Here is a 17,756-nt window from a genome sequence, read left to right as displayed (position 1 = left end):
TCGGTTAGTCATCTGGCATCGCAAAGCCATAACGCAGCATGATTTTTTGGGCCCTGGGCGTGGCGAGAAAGTCATAAAACTGTTGTGCCGATGGCGGGGCATTTTTTATCACCACCATGCGCTGAATAAGTGGCTGATGCCAATGCTCGGGGATCAATTCAAACTCACCCAATCTGCCGACTTGTGGGGCGAGTGCCAGAGATAACGCAATAATGCCGCCTTGAGTGGATCCCGAGGTGGCAAACTGGGCAGCCTGAGAAATATTTTCACCATAAACCAGCTTTGGTTGAATGCTCTGCCACAGATTGGCATATTGCAAAGCTTCCATTGCCCGAGTTCCATAGGGGGCATGTTCAGGGTTAGCGATAGCGAATTTGTGTAATCGGCCATCTGTTACAGCCTTCGTTAAATCAGTTAATTCACCATCAGCTTTTAAAGGTGATTGATGCGGCACGATGATGCCAATGCGACCAATCGCATAGATGCGACCTTCATCTTGGGTTTTATCAGCTTTGGCTAACTCAAACACAAAACTCTCATCTGCTGACATAAACAGATGAAACGGCGCGCCTTGCAGGATTTGGGTTTTGAAGTTACCGGATGATCCAAACACTAAACGCAGTTGCTGACCGGTTTCCTGCTCAAACAGCGCGGCAACTTCTTCTATGGCAAATTTGAGATCAGATGCTGCGGCTATCGTAGCCTTTTCAGCCATTGCCTGGGTTGAAAGCAGCACGAGAAACAGACTGGCGATTAATTTATAAGGCTTCATGTTGTCCTGACTAATAGGGCTACTTTCGTTAGGTCTGTTGAGACATAACGCTCAATATAATGCATGTTATTTATCTCAACAACTTTGCGAACATCAGGTTTAGTCGGTTAATGCACGAACGGCGGCTAATTCTTCGGCAGCTTGAGCATTGAGACGTCTTTCAAGTGCATCATACTTCTCAACCAATTGCTGACCGAGAGTCGTTAACGAAGCGCCGCCACCTCCTTTTCCGCCGCTGGTCGTTTCCACAACCGGTTTGCCAAACCCCTGATTCAGCGAATCAATGAGCACCCAGGCGCGCTTATAGGGGATGCTGAGTTTTCTGGCTGCTGCAGCAATCGATTTCAGTTCCGCGACTGTTCGTAATAAATCGATCTTACCGGGGCCAATGGCTAAACCCTTGCCCAGATAAATTCGGGGACGAACTAAAATGGCAGCTGACGTTTTGGTTGTTGGACACATAGCGCTAGCCTAACCAAAAGCGATGCTGAAGACCAGAGCCATTGTCAGCCGAAATAGAACTCAATACAGGTTAAAGCCTGACCGGGATTTATGCGTTGTAATAGTCATTGTTTATTACGTTATAAACAGCTGATAATGGCCGAGTATTGAACGGCATATTCATCGTGGAGAACAGAATGAAAATTATTGCGCTAATCTTAGGTTTGTCGTCAGTTGCATTGGTATCGGGCTGTGCGGTGAAAACATCAGGTGTCAAAAAAGTCGGCCCGGATACCTATACGGTTTCTGCTGATCATTTGAATGCGTCAACAGCCAAAGCATCTGTACTGGATCAAGCCGGTGCATATTGTGCGAATCTGGGACAAGAAGTATTGGTTACGAAGACCTTGAAACGTCAGAAAGTGAAATATTTTTACGATGTGACGTTCCTGTGTCTGGAAAAAGGCGACCCGCGTTTAGTCAGTCCGGAGTATGAAACCACGGTTGAGCCGAGATAATCGACTCAACCGTTGATGAAACACAAAACCGGCAGTGAGTTTTCTTGGCCGGCTTTGTATTGATAACAAAAAGAGTTTGCTGCCTGTTACACACAACCGTTAGTTATCTGCTTTAGTGTGTAGTAATGTTGGTGCTGCTAAAGCAGCCACTTTTTATCTTTTCTGCCTCTCGTTTAGTAAGCCCATCTCACCCGGAATCGGAGTATTTGAATGCCGATAAAACCCATCACCATTGCAGGCTGGTTATTGTTGTATCTGCTGATTGCCTTGTTGCCGATGATGATTGCGATGGGTATTGAACGCCCTGAACCGCGAGATTTGCTGGTGGAAATGGGGTCGATGCTGGGGTTACTGGGGTTGGGTATGCTGGCAACTCAATTGATAATTTCAGGCAGACATCGCTGGTTTGCTGCTGGTGTGGGACAAGATAATTTACTGCAGTTCCATCGTCGCACCGGCATTACGGCATGGATACTGATTCTGGCGCACCCTGTATTACTGATGACTGGAGATCAGCAGTTTATTGCCTGGCTGGATCCCACTGAAGACTGGCTGCGGGCCAGCGGTGTTTATGCACTGGCTTTGGCGGTGACAGCATTAATCATCAGTTCGTTGTGGCGTAAACAGCTCGGTTTGCAATACGAAAACTGGCGAACCGTGCATGCGGGCCTTTCATTATTTGTGGTTGCCGGCGGATTGGGGCATGCCTTAATGGGCAGACATCATACTGATGGTTGGTTAACCCAGATATTGTTCATTGCTGCGATCACCATTCCATTGTTGCTGTTGCTGGAAACCCGTTTATGGCGACCTTATCAAATGCAAAAACGTCCTTGGCGGGTAGTCGAGTCCGAGAACACTCGAGCGGATTCAACCGATCTGATTTTAGTTGCGGATGGTCATCGGGGAATGAATTTTAAACCCGGTCAATTTGCCTGGCTGACATTGGGGAGTTCGCCGTTTTCAATTCAGCAACATCCATTTTCAATGGCATCCAGTTCAAGCAATCCCGGACATCTTGAATTTGTGATCAAGGAAGCAGGTGATTTCACACATTATCTGGCGAAGGTCAAACCCGGCGATAAGGCCTTTCTGGAAGGCCCTTACGGGGTTTTTACCATGGATCCAAAAGCCAAACGCCGTGCGGTGTTTATTGTCGGCGGCATCGGCATTACACCCATATTGTCGATGATCCGCAGCCGACTGGTAGAGCATAATCAAAGCCCGATGTGGCTGATATACGCCAACAAATCTGAAGATGAAATTATCATGCGCGATACACTGGAAGCGTTTACCCAAAAATTGCCGCTTCAGGTGCTTCATGTACTTTCTGATCCATCCGATGACTGGATGGGCGAGTCCGGTTACGTTGATGGAGATTTGCTGGACGAATATCTGCCTGAAGATGCAGAGGATATTGATTATTTTGTCTGCGGACCACCACCAATGATGGATCTGGTGGAACCCGAATTACGAAAACGCGGCGTCAATATCTGTCGTATGTATTCTGAACGTTTTAATCTGGTGTAAGGAGTTTATATGTTGCATATCTATGCTCGACGAATTGGCAGTGTGGTCTCCGTCGTTTTGTTGTTGATTGCACTTACCATAGCCTGGTTATTTGCTCGATGAAAAATTTCACCAACTGGAGAAAGTAATGGTCGTCACCTTTAGCACCAAAGCCTATGCCAATATCACCATGATGGGTGATGTGGCCAAAGATATGCTGAAAATAATGGGCCACAGTGGCACTGTTCCGGGAGCCTTTCAGCCCCGTGACTTACCATCAGCTTTATCGAATCTGCAACAAGCCGTCGATTCAAGTAAAGCGGCAGAACAGGATCCTAAAGAGGGTGAATTCAAGCCAGGTTTGTCGCAGCGGGCATTGCCATTAATCAACCTTTTAAAAGCCGCCATTGACGCTAATGCGGATGTAATGTGGGATGGCAAATAGCCTGAAAACCCAGTGATAACAGGCGTAGTGAACATTTTATAAAAACGTGTTTAACAATCCGTTGGCAATGCGCTGAAAGGTAAGATTGTCAGGTATGATTACCCTTTAACTCAATATGACGATTGGCTTGCAATCGCTCATCAGACAGGGGAGTCACATCGTGGAACCGGCCTATTTTATTTATGCCTTTGCAGGTGGTCTGCTGGCAATGATTTTACGCCTGCCACCGTTGGCCGGATTTCTGGCAGCAGGTTTTTTGCTCAATTATTCGGGCTATACGCTCACGCCGACGCTTGAGGCTGTCGCCAATCTTGGTGTGACCTTATTACTGTTTACCATCGGTTTGAAGCTCAATATCCGCACTTTATTACAATCGGAAGTGTGGGGCGTTGCCAGTTTGCATATCACCTTGTCCAGCGTGTTATTTGTGCTGATTCTGGGCTTGCTCAAATTCGCCGGTATCATGCTGATGCAATCGACAGACTGGACAGCCATTGTCATTCTGGCGTTTGCCTTATCGTTTTCCAGTACGGTATTTGCTGTCAAAGTGCTGGAAGAGCGCAGTGAAACCCAATCTTTTTACGGACGGGTGGCGATTGGTATCTTGATCATGCAGGATATTTTTGCCGTGATTTTCCTGTCAGCCACTACGGGCAGTTTGCCTTCAGTCTGGGCATTAACATTATTCTTATTGATCCCTGCAGCCCCATTTCTACGTCAATTACTGGATCGCCTCGGTCATGGCGAAATGCAGGTATTGTTTGGTTTTGTCCTTGCGTTAGTGCTCGGCTATAAGCTGTTTGAACTGGTGGGTTTGAAAGGCGATCTCGGTGCCTTAATCATGGGAATTCTGCTGGCGCCTCACAAAACCTCGGCTAATCTGGCACGATCTTTATTTAATATTAAAGAACTGTTTCTGGTCGGCTTTTTCCTGTCGATCGGTCTGACGGCATTACCCAATTGGGAGCACGTTGGGCTGGCATTGTTATTGTTAGTATTGTTACCCCTGAAAACCGTGCTATTTGTGGTGATATTTCCCCGCTTTAAATTACGGGTCCGCACCTCAGTATTAGCATCGATGACACTGAGCAATTACTCCGAATTTGGCTTGATCGTAACGGCTTTAGCGATGACTCAAGGCTGGTTGAGCAGTGACTGGTTAGTGATTTTATCGTTATCAGTCGCGATGAGTTTTGTGGTGGCTGCGATATTGAACAACTATAACGAACGTCTCTATCAATTAAGCCGTAATCGATTGCAGGAAGTGCCTGCGGCTGAATTACATCCACATGACAAACCTATTGAATTAAATGGCGCACAGGTGGTTATTTTGGGCATGGGCAAAATTGGCCGTGGCACCTATCAACGGCTGCAGCAAAAATATAATTTGAATGTGCTGGGAATCGACAACGATGAAAACAAAGTGGAACGCTTGAGTCAGGATTATCAAATCGTTGAAGGCGATGCAGTGGATTCTGATTTTTGGGACAAATTGTTGGTGAGTGATCAGGTGCAACTGGTGGTACTGGCAATGCCGCATCATGCCGGTAATGTCTATGCGCTTAAACAATTGCGAGGACGGGATTTTAAAGGTCGCGTTGCGGCCATTGTTGAATATTCTGATGAAGTTGAGCGGCTGAAAAATCTGGGCGCTGATGAAGTGTTTGAAGTCTACGAAGGTGCCGGCCTATCGTTGGCGGATCAAGCGATGCAGCACTGAATATCATGGTAAAACGGTAAATCAAAGGCCAGCAATCAGTCTGGCCTTCATTTTGGATAAGGTGTATTTCAGCGCAGTTTATTTCCAGTTGGTCCGCTTGGCTTGCTGAAGTTTTTCATAACCTGCCAATAATGCATTGTGGCGTTCAAAACCCTCCAGGCTGAGGCCAGGGCAATGCAGGTTGTGGAATAGTTTTTCACCTTCGACGATTTGAATGCCATCATCAACATTTTGTTGGCCATACATCAAAGCCAGGCCTTTGCTGTATTCAGCGTAATCGCGTTCATCATCCCATTTGATTTCCAGCAGTGCCTTCAGGCAACGGTAAAACAAAATGTTTTCTTCGCTGGCCTGATCCAAAGCCAGACACCAGTCAATCCAATCGATGGCTTCTTCGTCTTCCAATGCCAGATACAGCATGGCTTTCAGTTCGCCAAGACGAATATCCGCCCATAAGGTGCCGGGATCTGGGGCCAGTCCGATAAACGGAGCCACTGGAGTTTGATCGTTATAACCACCTTCATCAAGACGATCCAGAATATCTTGCCATTGCTCTGGGTCGCCATCTTTCAGAGTCAGAAAGTCTTCGCGGAATAAAGCGCCTTCATTATTGTTTTCCCAAACCAATTCATCGACCGGATAAATATCGGACATGCCCGGCACCAGAATACGGCAGGCATAGACATCCAGATGATGGTAATCGGCAATATAGATATCAAAACCCAGGCCGTGGATTTTGTCGGTCAGGAATTTGAACTCATCGGCGGTGGCATCATCATAATCCCAATCGAAGAAATCGTAATCAGGCGTTTCGCGGAAAAAGTCGTTAGAGATGTAACCGCTGGAATCAATAAAATGCATTTCCAGATTGGCAGGCGAAGCGACCTCATCCAAATCAAATGTTGGTGGATGAAATACATCCAGCTGATCCAGGCTGCGGCCCTGCAATAATTCGGTGACGGTACGTTCCAATGCCACTTCAAAACTCGGATGTGCGCCAAACGAGGCAAACACTGAACCATCTTTTGGGTTAATTAATGTCACGGACATTACTGGAAACTGACCGCCCAGTGATGCATCAGCTACTCGCAGGTGATAACCGTGATCACGTAATTCCTGTAAGGCCTGTTGGATTTTTGGGAAACGGTTAAGTATTTCATCAGGGACTTCCGGCAGGCAAAGCCCTTCGGCAATGATCTTGTTTTTCACATAACGTTCAAACACTTCAGACAAACCCTGAACACGGGCTTCATTCTGCGTATTACCGGCTGACATGCCATTACTGACATAAATATTGCCAATCACATTGACTGGAATGTAACGGATTTCACCATCACACAAACGTTGGTAAGGCACGGCACAGATACCGCGTTCGCCATCACCGGAGTTGGTATCAAACAACATATCCGGCGTTAGTTCATTTTCCGGATCAAAATATTTCCACAGGCTTTCATCCATCAAGCCTTCCGGCATCTCATCACCATCAATATCAAACCAGCGTTCATTGGGATAGTGCACAAATTCACTGTTACTGTGATGTTCGCCCAGATAGAAATCAGCAAAAAAGTAATTGCAGCTAAGCCGTTCGAAATACTCGCCCAAAGCACTGGCCAGACAGGCTTTTTCACTGCTGCCTTTGCCATTGGTAAACATTAAAGGACAGGTTTTATCGCGGATATGCACAGAATAAACATTACTGACCGGATTGAGCCAGGAGGCTTCTTCGATATCAAAACCAAACGATTTTAATTTGGCCTGCATGGTGGCGATGCTGGTTTCCAGATCGCTGTCTTTGCCTTTAATAAAGGTTTGTTCAGTCATGATGAAGTACTCGTGTGGATAAAAAAGCCCCCAGTAATGGGGGCTTTTTCAGTTAGCCTGCTTTGGCTTCACATCTTAACAGCTTTGCGGGTTGTGCTTTTTGCATAATTGCCATTGCCTGATTTATGAGTCGATGGCATCTTAAAATTTATTTTTTGCCGAGTGCTAAAAAAGCGCCCACTACCACAGCTACAGCACCACTAATGATGAACCACATGGTTTCATCGGTAAAACGGCCAGTAAGTGTTTCAGTGACCTGATCGCCTAAAGACTGTGAAGCATTCCAACCGAAAATCAGCAGAATAACGCCGACAACTAACAAGATAATGCCTAAAAGTTTGGAACTCATATTCTCTCTCCTTTAATTATTTTATTTATGTTCTCCATAGATGTTCCGGCAAATCACAGACATTGATGATTTCGGCTCCTGCATGAGCGACCAGATCATCGTTTTCGACTGAGCTGCCATTTACACCTATCGCGCCCGACATAAATGCTTCATCATCCACAATCGGTACGCCTCCCGGAAAAGTAATCATGCCATCGTTTGAATGCTCAATACCATATATAAGGCTGACCGGACTGAGACAGTTGACCTGTTTCTCCACTGGGTATGCCGAAATAAACGGCGTACGGGCTTTTTTGGTGGCAATATCAATACTGCCTACCCAGGCAGGGAATGTGATTGCAATGACAACAATGTTGAATAAAAGCGGTTCCACTATAAAAGTCCCAGATATAAGCGCATTAATGTAAGTCAAAACGACTTATTTCATTTGATGACAGGATAAGCCTATGAGAACCGTTTTTTTATTACTCAGCGTAACTCTGAGTATCTTGGTAAATCAGGCCATTGCTGAAGATCGTCAGGCTCTCCAGCAACAACTTAATCAGGCTTGCGAAGCAGCGAGGTTGGAGAAACTGAAACCTGTACGTGAAAAATATGCAGCAGAATGCGTTGCGCAGTGGGATCGAAGCCAGGAGTATTGTGATCGTTTTTACAGTGATTATGGCAATCAGGGCGGTGCTCAAACGCCGTTGTTTTACGATCTGCCGGAGTGTGAAAAGGCCTGGAATTATCTTAATAGTCAGCGTCGACCTGACTAAATGTTCAGTTCAGATATTCTTGACCAAAATTGCTTGGCAACTGAGGATTTTGGAGTGCCTGTATGCGAGTGGCTATCTGATAGTTGTGTGTGGAGGGATCATGGTTTTTTAAAGCCACTATTTTGCCCCTGAAAAAACAATCACTTGTCTGTACTAAGTAGGTAAAAAAGCGTATGCTGTGCGCCCTTTATCACTAACTGATTTTATGGCCGGAAAACTTTTTATCAGAACCTTTGGTTGCCAGATGAACGAGTACGACTCGAACAAGATGGCCGAGGTGCTTGCTGCGTCGCATCAACTGGAAACAACCGATATCGCTGAAGAAGCGGATGTGTTGTTGCTCAATACCTGTTCGATCCGCGAAAAAGCTCAGGAAAAAGTTTTTCATCAACTGGGTCGCTGGAAACGCTGGAAGGATAAAAAACCGCATCTGGTGATCGGTGTCGGTGGCTGTGTGGCCAGTCAGGAAGGTGAAGCGATTCGTAAACGCGCGCCTTATGTGGATCTGATCTTTGGGCCGCAAACCCTGCATCGTCTGCCCATCATGCTGGATGACGTCAGAAAAAATAATAAACCGGAAATTGATATCTCATTCCCGGAAATCGAAAAGTTCGACAACCTGCCTGCACCGAAAGCCGATGGCCCAACAGCGTTTGTTTCTATCATGGAAGGTTGCAGCAAGTACTGCACATTCTGCGTCGTACCGTATACCCGCGGTGAAGAAGTCAGTCGTCCTGTGGGGGCCGTGCTGCGAGAGATTCGACAATTGGCTGCGCAGGGTGTGCGTGAAGTCAATCTGCTTGGCCAGAACGTGAATGCCTATCGTGGCATTATCGAAGATGATGAAACCGCTGATCTGGCGTTACTGATGCACTACGTTGCTGCAATAGATGGCATTGAACGTATCCGTTTTACCACCTCGCATCCGGTGGAGTTTTCTGACTCATTGATTGAAGCATTTGCCGAAATCCCTCAATTGGTCAATCATTTGCATTTACCGGTACAGTCCGGTTCGGATCGCATTCTGGCGATGATGAAACGTGGTCATACCGTCGCGCAATATGTTGAAAAAATTGAGCGAGTGAAAAAAATCCGCCCGAACCTCAGTATGTCGAGTGATTTTATTGTCGGTTTCCCGAATGAGACTGAAGAAGACTTTAATGCAACGATGGCGCTGATTAACCAGATCGGTTTTGATCATTCTTTCAGTTTTATCTATAGCGCGCGTCCCGGTACACCGGCAGCGATGTTTAATGATTCAGTCTCTGAAGAAGAGAAAAAACAACGCTTGCAAATTATGCAGGATCGTTTACGTGAACTTGAAAATGCGGTCAGTGAATCCATGCTCGGCACGGTGCAACGTGTATTGGTAGAGCGGGCTGCACATCGTGATGCAGCAGAAATTGCCGGACGAACAGAAAATAATCGGGTAGTGAATTTCCCCGGTGATATTGCGCTGGTGGGGAAGTTTGTCGATGTGCGAGTCACAGAGGCACACACCAATTCCTTGCGAGGTGAACTTCTTGCTGATAGCGTTATCTTATAACTCCTTTATGGAATCAAATTTGTGGTCACTCCAACTGTAACAGTTGACTCGATAAGCTTTGAATTAAGTCCTGCGGACAACCCCCGATTAGCCAATTTGTGCGGTCACCTGGATGAACATATCCGGATGATGGAACGCGGATTTGGTGTGGAAATTAATAATCGTGGTGGAAAATTCCAGATTATTGGCAAGCCGGAAATGCTGACTGAAGTACAGGAAGTGATTCACGCGCTGTATGCCGATACCGCACAATCCATTATAGAACCCGAACAGGTTCATCTGGCTATTCGTGAATCAGGCGGCACTGAAACCACCGGTTTTGAGGAAGAAAAAGAAGTCACTATCAAAACCAAGCGCGGTTTGATCAAGGCGCGTGGCGAAAATCAACAGGCCTATCTGCGTCGCGTCATGACCCATGACATTAACTTTGGTGTGGGACCCGCCGGAACCGGTAAAACCTATCTTGCAGTCGCCTGTGCGGTAGAAGCACTGGAACGTGATTTTGCCAGACGAATTGTGTTGGTCAGACCTGCTGTTGAAGCCGGAGAAAGACTTGGTTTCCTGCCTGGGGATCTGGCTCAGAAGGTTGATCCCTATTTACGGCCATTGTTTGATGCGCTTTATGAAATGCTGGGATTTGAAAAAGTTGCCAAGCTGATCGAGCGTAATGTCATCGAAGTGGCGCCGCTTGCCTATATGCGTGGTCGTACATTGAATGAATCTTTTATTATTCTTGATGAAGCGCAGAACACCACGGTTGAGCAAATGAAAATGTTTCTGACCCGACTGGGGTATAACTCCACAGCGGTGATAACCGGTGACATTACGCAGGTGGATTTACCGGGCTCAACCCGTTCGGGTTTGCGTCATGCTATTGAAGTCTTAAAAGATATTGATGGTATCGGTTTTACTTTCTTCCAGGCTAAAGACGTGGTGCGCCATTCATTGGTGCAAAAAGTTATCCTGGCCTATGAAAAGGCTGAAACCAAGTCGTGAACGTCATCATTGATTTGCAGCAGGCTACTGATGCAGATGTTCCATCAGAACAACAATTCCAACGCTGGGCCAGCGCAGCGCTGGCCGAAGTCAATGAAGACTGTGAATTAAGTATTCGTCTGGTGAATGAAGCAGAAAGTGCCGAATTGAATAACGACTATCGTGGCAAAAATTATCCCACCAATGTTTTATCCTTCCCCTTCGAGTCACCCGTGCCGCTGGAACCTATGTTGTTAGGTGATTTGGTGTTGTGTGTAAACGTGGTTGAAAAAGAGGCCGCCGAGCAGAATAAAGTGCTGCAAGATCACTGGGCACATCTGGTCGTACATGGCTGTTTGCATTTACTTGGTTATGATCATATTGAAGACGATGAAGCCGAGCTGATGGAATCGTTGGAAATCCGTATTTTAGATAAACTTGAGATCAAAAATCCTTATATAGAGCAGAGGGTTACATCATGAGTGAGGGACGACCGAGTCGCTCAGACAGTCCAGTTTCCTGGGTGCGAAAATTAAGTAATCTGTTTCTGGAGCCAAAAGACCAGGAACAGCTGATTGAACTGTTACGCAATGCTTCCGAGCGACATATTCTTGATGCCGAAGCCTTGTCGATTGTTGAAGGCGCCTTGAGTGTCTCGCAAATGCAGGCACGCGACATCATGATCCCGCGTTCTCAGGTGGTGATGGTTTCAAGAGATGCGCCAGCAGAAGAAACATTGAAGCTGGTGACCGAAACCTCGCATTCCCGGTTTCCGGTGATTGATGATGATCGGGATGATGTCATCGGCATTTTACTGGCCAAAGATCTGCTTTCAGCTGTTGTCAGCTCTGGAGAGTTTAATTTTGATTTGCGCGAATTATTACGTCCGGCCGTATTTATCCCGGAAAGTAAGCGATTAAATGTTCTGTTACGTGAATTCCGTGCCCGTCGTAATCATATGGCCATTGTTGTCGACGAATATGGTGGCGTGGCAGGCATGATCACCATCGAAAACGTGTTGGAACAAATCGTGGGTGAAATTGAAGACGAGCATGATGTGGATGACGATGCACCGATTTTACAGCGTGATGAAAACACCTTCACTGTAAAAGCACTGACACCTGTCGAAGACTTTAATGAGTACTTCGAAACGGAGTGGAGTGACGATGACTTTGATACCGTTGGAGGCCATGTAGTGAATCAATTCGGTCATTTGCCTGGCCGTGGTGAGCAGGTGACCATCGGTCAGTTCGAGTTTACTGTGCTACGGGCTGATAAACGTCGTGTGCATTTGTTGCGTATGGTAGTTTTACCCGAAGTTACTGATAGCGATAGCGAAACGGAATAATGACAAACCCCGGGCAGATTGCTTGGCAAGGTGCATTTGGTCGCTGGGCAGCATTGATTGCCGGTGCCATTCTGCCGTTTAGCCTGGCACCCTTTCATTTTTATCCATTGGCGGTGTTGAGCCTGCTTGTTTTATTTCTGAGTTGGCAGCATGTCACTCCGCGACAAGCCTTCTGGCGTGGTAGTTTGTTTGGCATCGGCATGTTTGGCGTCGGCGTTTCCTGGGTGTATGTCGCCATCCATGTGTTCGGTCAGGCCAGTGTATTTCTTGCAGGGTTACTGACAGCCTTATTTGTCATTGCTTTGGGGGCAATGATTGGTGCACTGGGATGGTTGCTGAAGCGTCTAACTGGTTCGAGACTTACGGCGAAAGATTTCCTGATATTACTGCCTGTCAGCTGGCTGTTGTTTGAATGGTTCAAAGCCTGGTTTTTGACGGGGTTTCCTTGGCTTGAAGTTGGCACCGGACAAATTGAAGGCCCGCTTGCCGGGATGATTCCGTTAATTGGTGTGCATGGGGCTTCCTGGCTGGTGGCATTGACTGCCGGTAGTTTGGCGGTGGTGATTTCTCAGCGTAAATGGTCGCTTTTATTACTGCCTTTAGTGATTTGGGGCGGTGCTTTTGCATTGCAGTCGGTTGAATGGACAAAACCAACCGGTGAGCCGATTAAAGCAGCATTAATTCAGGGTAATGTGCCGCAGGAGATTAAATGGGACCCGCAGCAATTGCGAAATACCTTACAACTCTATGCTGACTTGAGTCGCCAGCACTGGGATGCGGATGTGATTGTATGGCCTGAAAATGCGGCAACCGCGTTTTATCATCAAATAGATGAAGGTTATCTGGCACCCTTGGGTCGCGAAGCGCGTTCGCAAAATACCGATATTCTTCTCGGACTGCCGGTGCTGGACGAAAATGGCGAAGACTACTACAACAGCATGGTCAGTCTGACCGACACGCCGGTGTTTTATCATAAACGCCATCTGGTTCCGTTTGGTGATTATGTGCCGTTTGAAACGTTACGTGGTTTGATCAAATTCTTTGATTTACCGATGTCGGCCTTTGTCCCCGGATCAGCGGATCAGCCACAAATGTTGCTGGCCGGACAGCCTGTTGGGGTATCGATATGTTATGAAGATGCATTTTCATTAGAGGTGAGAGACACCGTACCAGCGTCAACCCTGCTGATAAATGCCACTAATAATGCCTGGTATGGCGATTCGTTTGCACCGCACCAGCATTTACAGATTTCACGCAGTCGGGGGCTGGAGACTGGCAGGCCGATTTTGCGGGTGACCACCAATGGTATTTCTGCGTTTATCGATCACAGGGGCAAACTGCAGCAGCAAAGTCCACAATTTGAACTGGCAGTGCTGACAGGAGAGATTCAGCCCCGGGATGGTATTACCCCCTATGTGCGACTGGGGCAATGGCCATTATTAATATGCATTTTGTTGTTGCTGGGCCTATGGGCGTATTATCAGCTACTTCAACGCCGTAACGACTCATAATCTGATATGCAATTACTCACTATCCAGCGCATTCTGGGCATCTTACTGAGTTTATTCAGTATTACGATGTTACCTCCTGTACTGGTTTCCTTGTGGTTCGATGATGGGGCTGCTACGGCATTTTTAACGGCATTCGTAATATTGGTCAGTACCGGTCTGTTACTTTGGTTGCCAGCCAGAAAGCATCAAAAAGAGCTGAAAATCCGTGATGGTTTTATTGTGGTTGTCATGTTCTGGATTGCCTTGGGCTTTTCCGGAGCGTTACCGTTTTATTTGACGGAATCGCCTCAAATGAGCATTACCGATTCCGTATTTGAGTCAATGTCGGGTCTAACCACCACCGGTGCAACAGTGTTGGTGGGGCTGGACACTTTGCCGGAAGCCGTATTGTTTTATCGTCAGTTTCTGCAATGGTTGGGCGGTATGGGTATTGTCGTATTGGCGGTTGCTATTCTGCCTTTATTAGGTGTCGGTGGTATGCAGCTTTATCGGGCTGAAACCCCAGGGCCGATGAAAGATGCCAAATTAACCCCGCGTATTACCGAAACCGCCAAAGCACTCTGGTATATCTATTTAAGCTTAACAGTCGCCTGTGCCATCGCTTATCGTTGGGCGGGAATGACTTGGTTTGATGCTATAGGCCACAGTTTTTCTACTGTCGCTATAGGCGGTTTTTCTACCCATGATGCCAGTATGGGCTTCTTTAACAGCGCCACCATTGAAATGATTGCTGTGGCGTTCATGCTGATTTCAGCGATGAACTTTTCGCTGCATTTTCTGGCCTGGCGACATCGTAGTCTGATGCATTATTTGAGAGACTCTGAGCTGAAAGTCTTTTTAAGTATTATGTTTATTATCTCTCTGATAACAGCAAGTTACCTATATTTTACCGGCACTTTTGATGATGGCTGGACCTCGGCGCATCATGGCATTTTTCAGGCAGTTTCGATTGGTACGACAGCCGGTTTTACCACGACAGATTATTATTTATGGCCCGGTTTTCTGCCGATTTTATTGTTGATGACCAGCTATATTGGCGGGTGTGCTTTCTCCACGGGGGGAGGTATTAAGGTTATCCGTGCCATGCTGCTGTTCAAGCAGGGGTATCGTGAAGTATTACGGTTGATTCATCCCAATGCGGTATTTGCTATCAAGGTCAATGGCAAGGCTTTACCTTCTAAGGTGGTTGGGGCGGTCTGGGGCTTCTTTGCCCTGTATGTTTTCTGTTTCAGTATCATGCATTTGATGTTGATGGCGACAGGACTTGATGTTGTCACGTCATTTTCCGCAGTAACGGCGTGTTTGAATAATCTGGGGCCCGGCTTGGGTGATGTAGGGGCAAATTTCGGTCAGATTAATGCCACCTCGAAATGGGTTTTATGTGTCGCTATGTTATTGGGCCGTTTGGAAATTTTCACTTTGTTAGTTGTATTGACCCCTGCATTCTGGCGTCGTTAGATGACTGGTATTCAACAAAAGTGGGATAAACGTTACCGTGAGCCGGTTGGTAATTATCCTGAACCAGCCTGGGTATTACAGCAAAATCAGCATTTATTACCCGGACACGGAAATGTGGTGGATTTAGCCTGTGGTTTGGGAGCCAATGCTTTATTAATGGCCAGTCTTGGTTTACAGGTCCAGGCTTGGGATATCAGCGGCGAGGCGCTAGCAAAGCTCTCAATAGAAGCCGAAAGACGTCAGCTTGATTTGAGTATCGAGCAACGTGATGTTTCCATAATGCCTCCGGCTCCTGAGAGTTTTGATGTGATTGTGATCAGTCAATTTCTGGATCGTCCGTTATGCCAGCATATTGTTAATGCATTAAAGCCTGATGGATTAGTGTTTTATCAGACGTTCTGCCGCGACAAGCCCGATAACAAGGGGCCGCAAAACCCAGAATTTTTATTGGCAGATAATGAACTGTTGGACTTGTTTGCCAGTCTCAGGATCAGAGTTTATCGTGAAGAGGCTTTACTGGGGGATACGAGACAAGGCTGGCGTAATCAGGCAATGTTAGTTGCTCAAAAGTCGTAGTAAAAATAAATACTTATTTAAGGCTTGCTGAAAAGCTGATGGATCAGTAGAATTACACGGTTCAGAAAGGGCAAACATATAAAGTGTGTTTGTCAGGCAAACATTATTATTGGCGAGAACAGATATGAAAGCGGATATCCATCCAGATTATAGCGAAATCAATGTTACCTGCAGCTGCGGTAACAGCTTCAAAACCCGTTCAACACGCGGCAATGACCTGACGCTGGATGTATGCTCAGAATGTCACCCGTTCTACACCGGCAAACAGAAAATGCTTGATAGCGCCGGCCGTGTTGATAAATTCCGTCAAAAATACGGAAAGTAATCTTGCGGGCAACTTGCCGGAGATACTGATGAATATCATCAACACCACATACAAAAGCCTCTGTCGATTGACAGGGGCTTTGTTGTTTCTGGGGCTTTTATCAGGTTGTGCACAGAATCCGGTCACTGGTGGCCAGGACTTTGTGATGTTCAGCGAAAACAAAGAACTGGAAATGGGACGTACCTATCATCCGCAAATCGTTAAAGAATACGGTTTGTATGAAGATGAAGCGTTGCAGAGATATGTTCAGGACATAGGGCAAAGACTTGCCGCAGTCAGTCATAGAGATGATCTGGTTTATCGCTTTACTGTGCTGGATTCACCGGTTATCAATGCGTTTGCTTTACCTGGCGGTTACATCTATATCACCCGCGGCTTGATGTCTTATCTGAATTCTGAAGCTGAACTGGCCGCCGTGTTAGGGCATGAAATAGGCCACGTTACTGCAAGACATGGTGTGCGCCAGCAAAGTGCCGCACAGGCGGCTAATTTAGGCTATACCCTTGGTGCAATATTAGTTCCTGGATTACGCACGGCAGGTGCCCAGGATTTGTTTAATTTGTTTGGTGGCGCCTTGCTCAGCGGTTATGGCCGTGAGCATGAACTGGAGTCGGATAGACTTGGCGCAGAATATCTGGCCCGCTCTGGTTATAACCCCCAGGCAATGATTAATGTGATTGGAGTATTAAAAGATCAGGCAACCTTTGCTGAAGCGGAAGCTAAAAAACAGGGGCAGGATTATCAGGGATACCATGGCCTCTTTGCTTCACATCCTGATAATGACACTCGGCTGCAGGAAGTGGTTAAGGCAGCAGATCGATATAAAACATCAGAAGGTGTTGAAGGCGCTGAGCGCTATTTGAAGCGTATTGATGGCATGGTGTTTGGCGACAGTGAATCACAGGGAATTCGTTCAGGTAGAAATTTCTATCATGGTGAAATGCAATTTGCGTTGAGTTTTCCAGTAAATTGGCATATTCAAAATAACCCTTCCAGCCTGCGAGCTGTTGCACCTCAGGGTTCAGCGATTATTGAAATGGGTGTATCTGATCTTAATCGTAAACAGAGTCCTGCTGAATTTATCCGGGATCGGTTGAATATTAAAGATCTGAAGAGTGGAGAACCTATCACCAGCAATGGTCTTCAGGGATATACCGGCTTGGCAGCTGCTCAAGGCAAAACCGTTCGTGTTGCGGTCATGTATTTACGTGAACAGGCATTTATTTTTATCGCCACGACTAAAGCCGCTGGGGATTTTAAACGTTTTGATGCCAGCTTCCGCGAAACGGTAATGAGTTTTCATGCATTACGTGATGATGAAAAACATCTTGCCAAAGCACAGCGTATAGAAGTCGTACAGGTTAGCAAAAATGATAGTTATGCAAGCTGGGCTGCTTCGACCCGGATTAGCAATAGCCCAATCCAACAGCTACGTTTACTGAATGGTCATTATCCTAATGACGAGTTGCAACCTGGACAATTGGCCAAGCGTATTCGTTAATTTCTCTTTGCTCCTGGCTTTGCAACAGAGCAGTTTCAGGTTGTCCCTGTTGAGAACGCAAGTGCGTTAATTCCAATACTCGCTATAAGGTGTGGTGTCAGGCCTGTTGCTCTTCAACGATCACTGTTTAAAAATAACAGACCTTATCGGTCGGCAGATTTGTGTGCCGGGAGGGTAAGGGTC

At 46.5% G+C, this 17,756-nt stretch carries 19 protein-coding genes; 14 read left to right on the top strand and 5 right to left on the bottom strand.

Annotation, left to right across the window (positions count from 1 at the left end; translation table 11 throughout):
- Positions 1-4 precede the first annotated feature (4 nt).
- Both modA and B2W60_RS12520 read right to left on the bottom strand, forming a co-directional pair.
- Positions 5-772 carry a molybdate ABC transporter substrate-binding protein gene (modA, locus tag B2W60_RS12525; protein ID WP_292361262.1) on the bottom strand — a complete coding sequence of 256 codons (768 nt, stop codon included), beginning with the start codon at positions 770-772 and terminating at the stop codon, positions 5-7.
- 99 nt (positions 773-871) lie between these two features.
- On the bottom strand, positions 872-1,234 hold the full coding sequence (locus B2W60_RS12520; RefSeq protein WP_292361261.1) for a winged helix-turn-helix domain-containing protein: 363 nt from the start codon (positions 1,232-1,234) through the stop codon (positions 872-874).
- 176 nt (positions 1,235-1,410) lie between these two features.
- On the opposite strand from B2W60_RS12520, the gene B2W60_RS12515 reads away from it, so the two are divergent.
- The 4 genes from B2W60_RS12515 to B2W60_RS12500 all read left to right on the top strand — a co-directional run bounded on the left by B2W60_RS12515 (position 1,411) and on the right by B2W60_RS12500 (position 5,405).
- Complete coding sequence (locus B2W60_RS12515; RefSeq protein ID WP_292361260.1) at positions 1,411-1,731, top strand: hypothetical protein; 321 nt, start codon at positions 1,411-1,413, stop codon at positions 1,729-1,731.
- A 210-nt stretch (positions 1,732-1,941) separates the two neighbouring features.
- The gene (locus B2W60_RS12510) at positions 1,942-3,261 is read left to right on the top strand and encodes a ferredoxin reductase family protein (RefSeq protein ID WP_292361259.1); all 1,320 of its coding nucleotides are present in this window, start codon (positions 1,942-1,944) and stop codon (positions 3,259-3,261) included.
- A gap of 127 nt (positions 3,262-3,388) precedes the next feature.
- Positions 3,389-3,685, top strand: a complete 297-nt coding sequence (locus B2W60_RS12505; protein ID WP_292361258.1) for a DUF1840 domain-containing protein — start codon at positions 3,389-3,391, stop codon at positions 3,683-3,685.
- A 160-nt stretch (positions 3,686-3,845) separates the two neighbouring features.
- Complete coding sequence (locus B2W60_RS12500; RefSeq protein ID WP_292361257.1) at positions 3,846-5,405, top strand: cation:proton antiporter family protein; 1,560 nt, start codon at positions 3,846-3,848, stop codon at positions 5,403-5,405.
- A 78-nt stretch (positions 5,406-5,483) separates the two neighbouring features.
- Here B2W60_RS12500 and ycaO read toward each other — a convergent pair whose 3' ends face one another.
- The 3 genes from ycaO to B2W60_RS12485 all read right to left on the bottom strand — a co-directional run bounded on the left by ycaO (position 5,484) and on the right by B2W60_RS12485 (position 7,948).
- Positions 5,484-7,226 carry a 30S ribosomal protein S12 methylthiotransferase accessory factor YcaO gene (ycaO, locus tag B2W60_RS12495; RefSeq protein ID WP_292361256.1) on the bottom strand — a complete coding sequence of 581 codons (1,743 nt, stop codon included), beginning with the start codon at positions 7,224-7,226 and terminating at the stop codon, positions 5,484-5,486.
- A 148-nt stretch (positions 7,227-7,374) separates the two neighbouring features.
- Entirely contained in the window at positions 7,375-7,575 is a 201-nt protein-coding gene (locus B2W60_RS12490) for a DUF3185 family protein (protein WP_292361255.1), read from the bottom strand.
- A gap of 25 nt (positions 7,576-7,600) precedes the next feature.
- The gene (locus B2W60_RS12485; protein WP_292361254.1) at positions 7,601-7,948 is read right to left on the bottom strand and encodes a GlcG/HbpS family heme-binding protein; all 348 of its coding nucleotides are present in this window, start codon (positions 7,946-7,948) and stop codon (positions 7,601-7,603) included.
- A gap of 73 nt (positions 7,949-8,021) precedes the next feature.
- On the opposite strand from B2W60_RS12485, the gene B2W60_RS12480 reads away from it, so the two are divergent.
- The 10 genes from B2W60_RS12480 to B2W60_RS12435 all read left to right on the top strand — a co-directional run bounded on the left by B2W60_RS12480 (position 8,022) and on the right by B2W60_RS12435 (position 17,573).
- Positions 8,022-8,333, top strand: coding sequence for a hypothetical protein (locus tag B2W60_RS12480; RefSeq protein WP_292361253.1), 312 nt, complete (start codon positions 8,022-8,024; stop codon positions 8,331-8,333).
- 205 nt (positions 8,334-8,538) lie between these two features.
- Positions 8,539-9,879 (top strand): tRNA (N6-isopentenyl adenosine(37)-C2)-methylthiotransferase MiaB, encoded by a 1,341-nt coding sequence (miaB, locus tag B2W60_RS12475; RefSeq protein WP_292361252.1) that lies wholly within the window; start codon positions 8,539-8,541, stop codon positions 9,877-9,879.
- 21 nt (positions 9,880-9,900) lie between these two features.
- Positions 9,901-10,875, top strand: coding sequence for a PhoH family protein (locus B2W60_RS12470; RefSeq protein ID WP_292361251.1), 975 nt, complete (start codon positions 9,901-9,903; stop codon positions 10,873-10,875).
- Positions 10,872-11,336 (top strand): rRNA maturation RNase YbeY, encoded by a 465-nt coding sequence (gene ybeY / locus B2W60_RS12465; RefSeq protein ID WP_292361250.1) that lies wholly within the window; start codon positions 10,872-10,874, stop codon positions 11,334-11,336. Before B2W60_RS12470 ends, ybeY begins: the two co-directional genes overlap by 4 nt.
- Entirely contained in the window at positions 11,333-12,202 is an 870-nt protein-coding gene (locus tag B2W60_RS12460) for an HlyC/CorC family transporter (protein ID WP_292361249.1), read from the top strand. Before ybeY ends, B2W60_RS12460 begins: the two co-directional genes overlap by 4 nt.
- Positions 12,202-13,713: an apolipoprotein N-acyltransferase gene (gene lnt / locus B2W60_RS12455; RefSeq protein WP_292361248.1), complete on the top strand. Its 1,512-nt coding sequence runs from the start codon at positions 12,202-12,204 to the stop codon at positions 13,711-13,713. The genes B2W60_RS12460 and lnt overlap by 1 nt, the downstream gene beginning before the upstream one ends.
- 6 nt (positions 13,714-13,719) lie before the next feature.
- Complete coding sequence (locus B2W60_RS12450) at positions 13,720-15,171, top strand: TrkH family potassium uptake protein (RefSeq protein WP_292361247.1); 1,452 nt, start codon at positions 13,720-13,722, stop codon at positions 15,169-15,171.
- The gene (locus tag B2W60_RS12445; protein ID WP_292361246.1) at positions 15,172-15,747 is read left to right on the top strand and encodes a class I SAM-dependent methyltransferase; all 576 of its coding nucleotides are present in this window, start codon (positions 15,172-15,174) and stop codon (positions 15,745-15,747) included. It begins immediately after the preceding gene.
- A 124-nt stretch (positions 15,748-15,871) separates the two neighbouring features.
- On the top strand, positions 15,872-16,072 hold the full coding sequence (gene rpmE / locus B2W60_RS12440) for a 50S ribosomal protein L31 (RefSeq protein WP_014705308.1): 201 nt from the start codon (positions 15,872-15,874) through the stop codon (positions 16,070-16,072).
- 28 nt (positions 16,073-16,100) lie between these two features.
- Positions 16,101-17,573: a M48 family metalloprotease gene (locus B2W60_RS12435; protein WP_292361245.1), complete on the top strand. Its 1,473-nt coding sequence runs from the start codon at positions 16,101-16,103 to the stop codon at positions 17,571-17,573.
- Positions 17,574-17,756 lie beyond the last annotated feature (183 nt).

It is taken from the genome of Methylophaga sp. UBA2496 (assembly GCF_002341635.1).
Taxonomy (GTDB): domain Bacteria; phylum Pseudomonadota; class Gammaproteobacteria; order Nitrosococcales; family Methylophagaceae; genus Methylophaga.
Note: the sequence above shows the minus strand (reverse complement) of the source record. Positions and strands in the feature narration are given on the sequence as shown.

Coding starts and splice junctions, on each gene's coding strand:
- B2W60_RS12490 (WP_292361255.1), bottom strand. CDS start 7,575: ATGAGTTCCAAACTTTTAGGCATTATCTTGTTAGTTGTCGGCGTTATT.
- ycaO (WP_292361256.1), bottom strand. CDS start 7,226: ATGACTGAACAAACCTTTATTAAAGGCAAAGACAGCGATCTGGAAACC.
- B2W60_RS12515 (WP_292361260.1), top strand. CDS start 1,411: ATGAAAATTATTGCGCTAATCTTAGGTTTGTCGTCAGTTGCATTGGTA.
- B2W60_RS12505 (WP_292361258.1), top strand. CDS start 3,389: ATGGTCGTCACCTTTAGCACCAAAGCCTATGCCAATATCACCATGATG.
- B2W60_RS12450 (WP_292361247.1), top strand. CDS start 13,720: ATGCAATTACTCACTATCCAGCGCATTCTGGGCATCTTACTGAGTTTA.
- modA (WP_292361262.1), bottom strand. CDS start 772: ATGAAGCCTTATAAATTAATCGCCAGTCTGTTTCTCGTGCTGCTTTCA.
- B2W60_RS12445 (WP_292361246.1), top strand. CDS start 15,172: ATGACTGGTATTCAACAAAAGTGGGATAAACGTTACCGTGAGCCGGTT.
- miaB (WP_292361252.1), top strand. CDS start 8,539: ATGGCCGGAAAACTTTTTATCAGAACCTTTGGTTGCCAGATGAACGAG.
- B2W60_RS12435 (WP_292361245.1), top strand. CDS start 16,101: ATGAATATCATCAACACCACATACAAAAGCCTCTGTCGATTGACAGGG.
- B2W60_RS12480 (WP_292361253.1), top strand. CDS start 8,022: ATGAGAACCGTTTTTTTATTACTCAGCGTAACTCTGAGTATCTTGGTA.
- B2W60_RS12460 (WP_292361249.1), top strand. CDS start 11,333: ATGAGTGAGGGACGACCGAGTCGCTCAGACAGTCCAGTTTCCTGGGTG.
- B2W60_RS12510 (WP_292361259.1), top strand. CDS start 1,942: ATGCCGATAAAACCCATCACCATTGCAGGCTGGTTATTGTTGTATCTG.
- B2W60_RS12520 (WP_292361261.1), bottom strand. CDS start 1,234: ATGTGTCCAACAACCAAAACGTCAGCTGCCATTTTAGTTCGTCCCCGA.
- rpmE (WP_014705308.1), top strand. CDS start 15,872: ATGAAAGCGGATATCCATCCAGATTATAGCGAAATCAATGTTACCTGC.
- lnt (WP_292361248.1), top strand. CDS start 12,202: ATGACAAACCCCGGGCAGATTGCTTGGCAAGGTGCATTTGGTCGCTGG.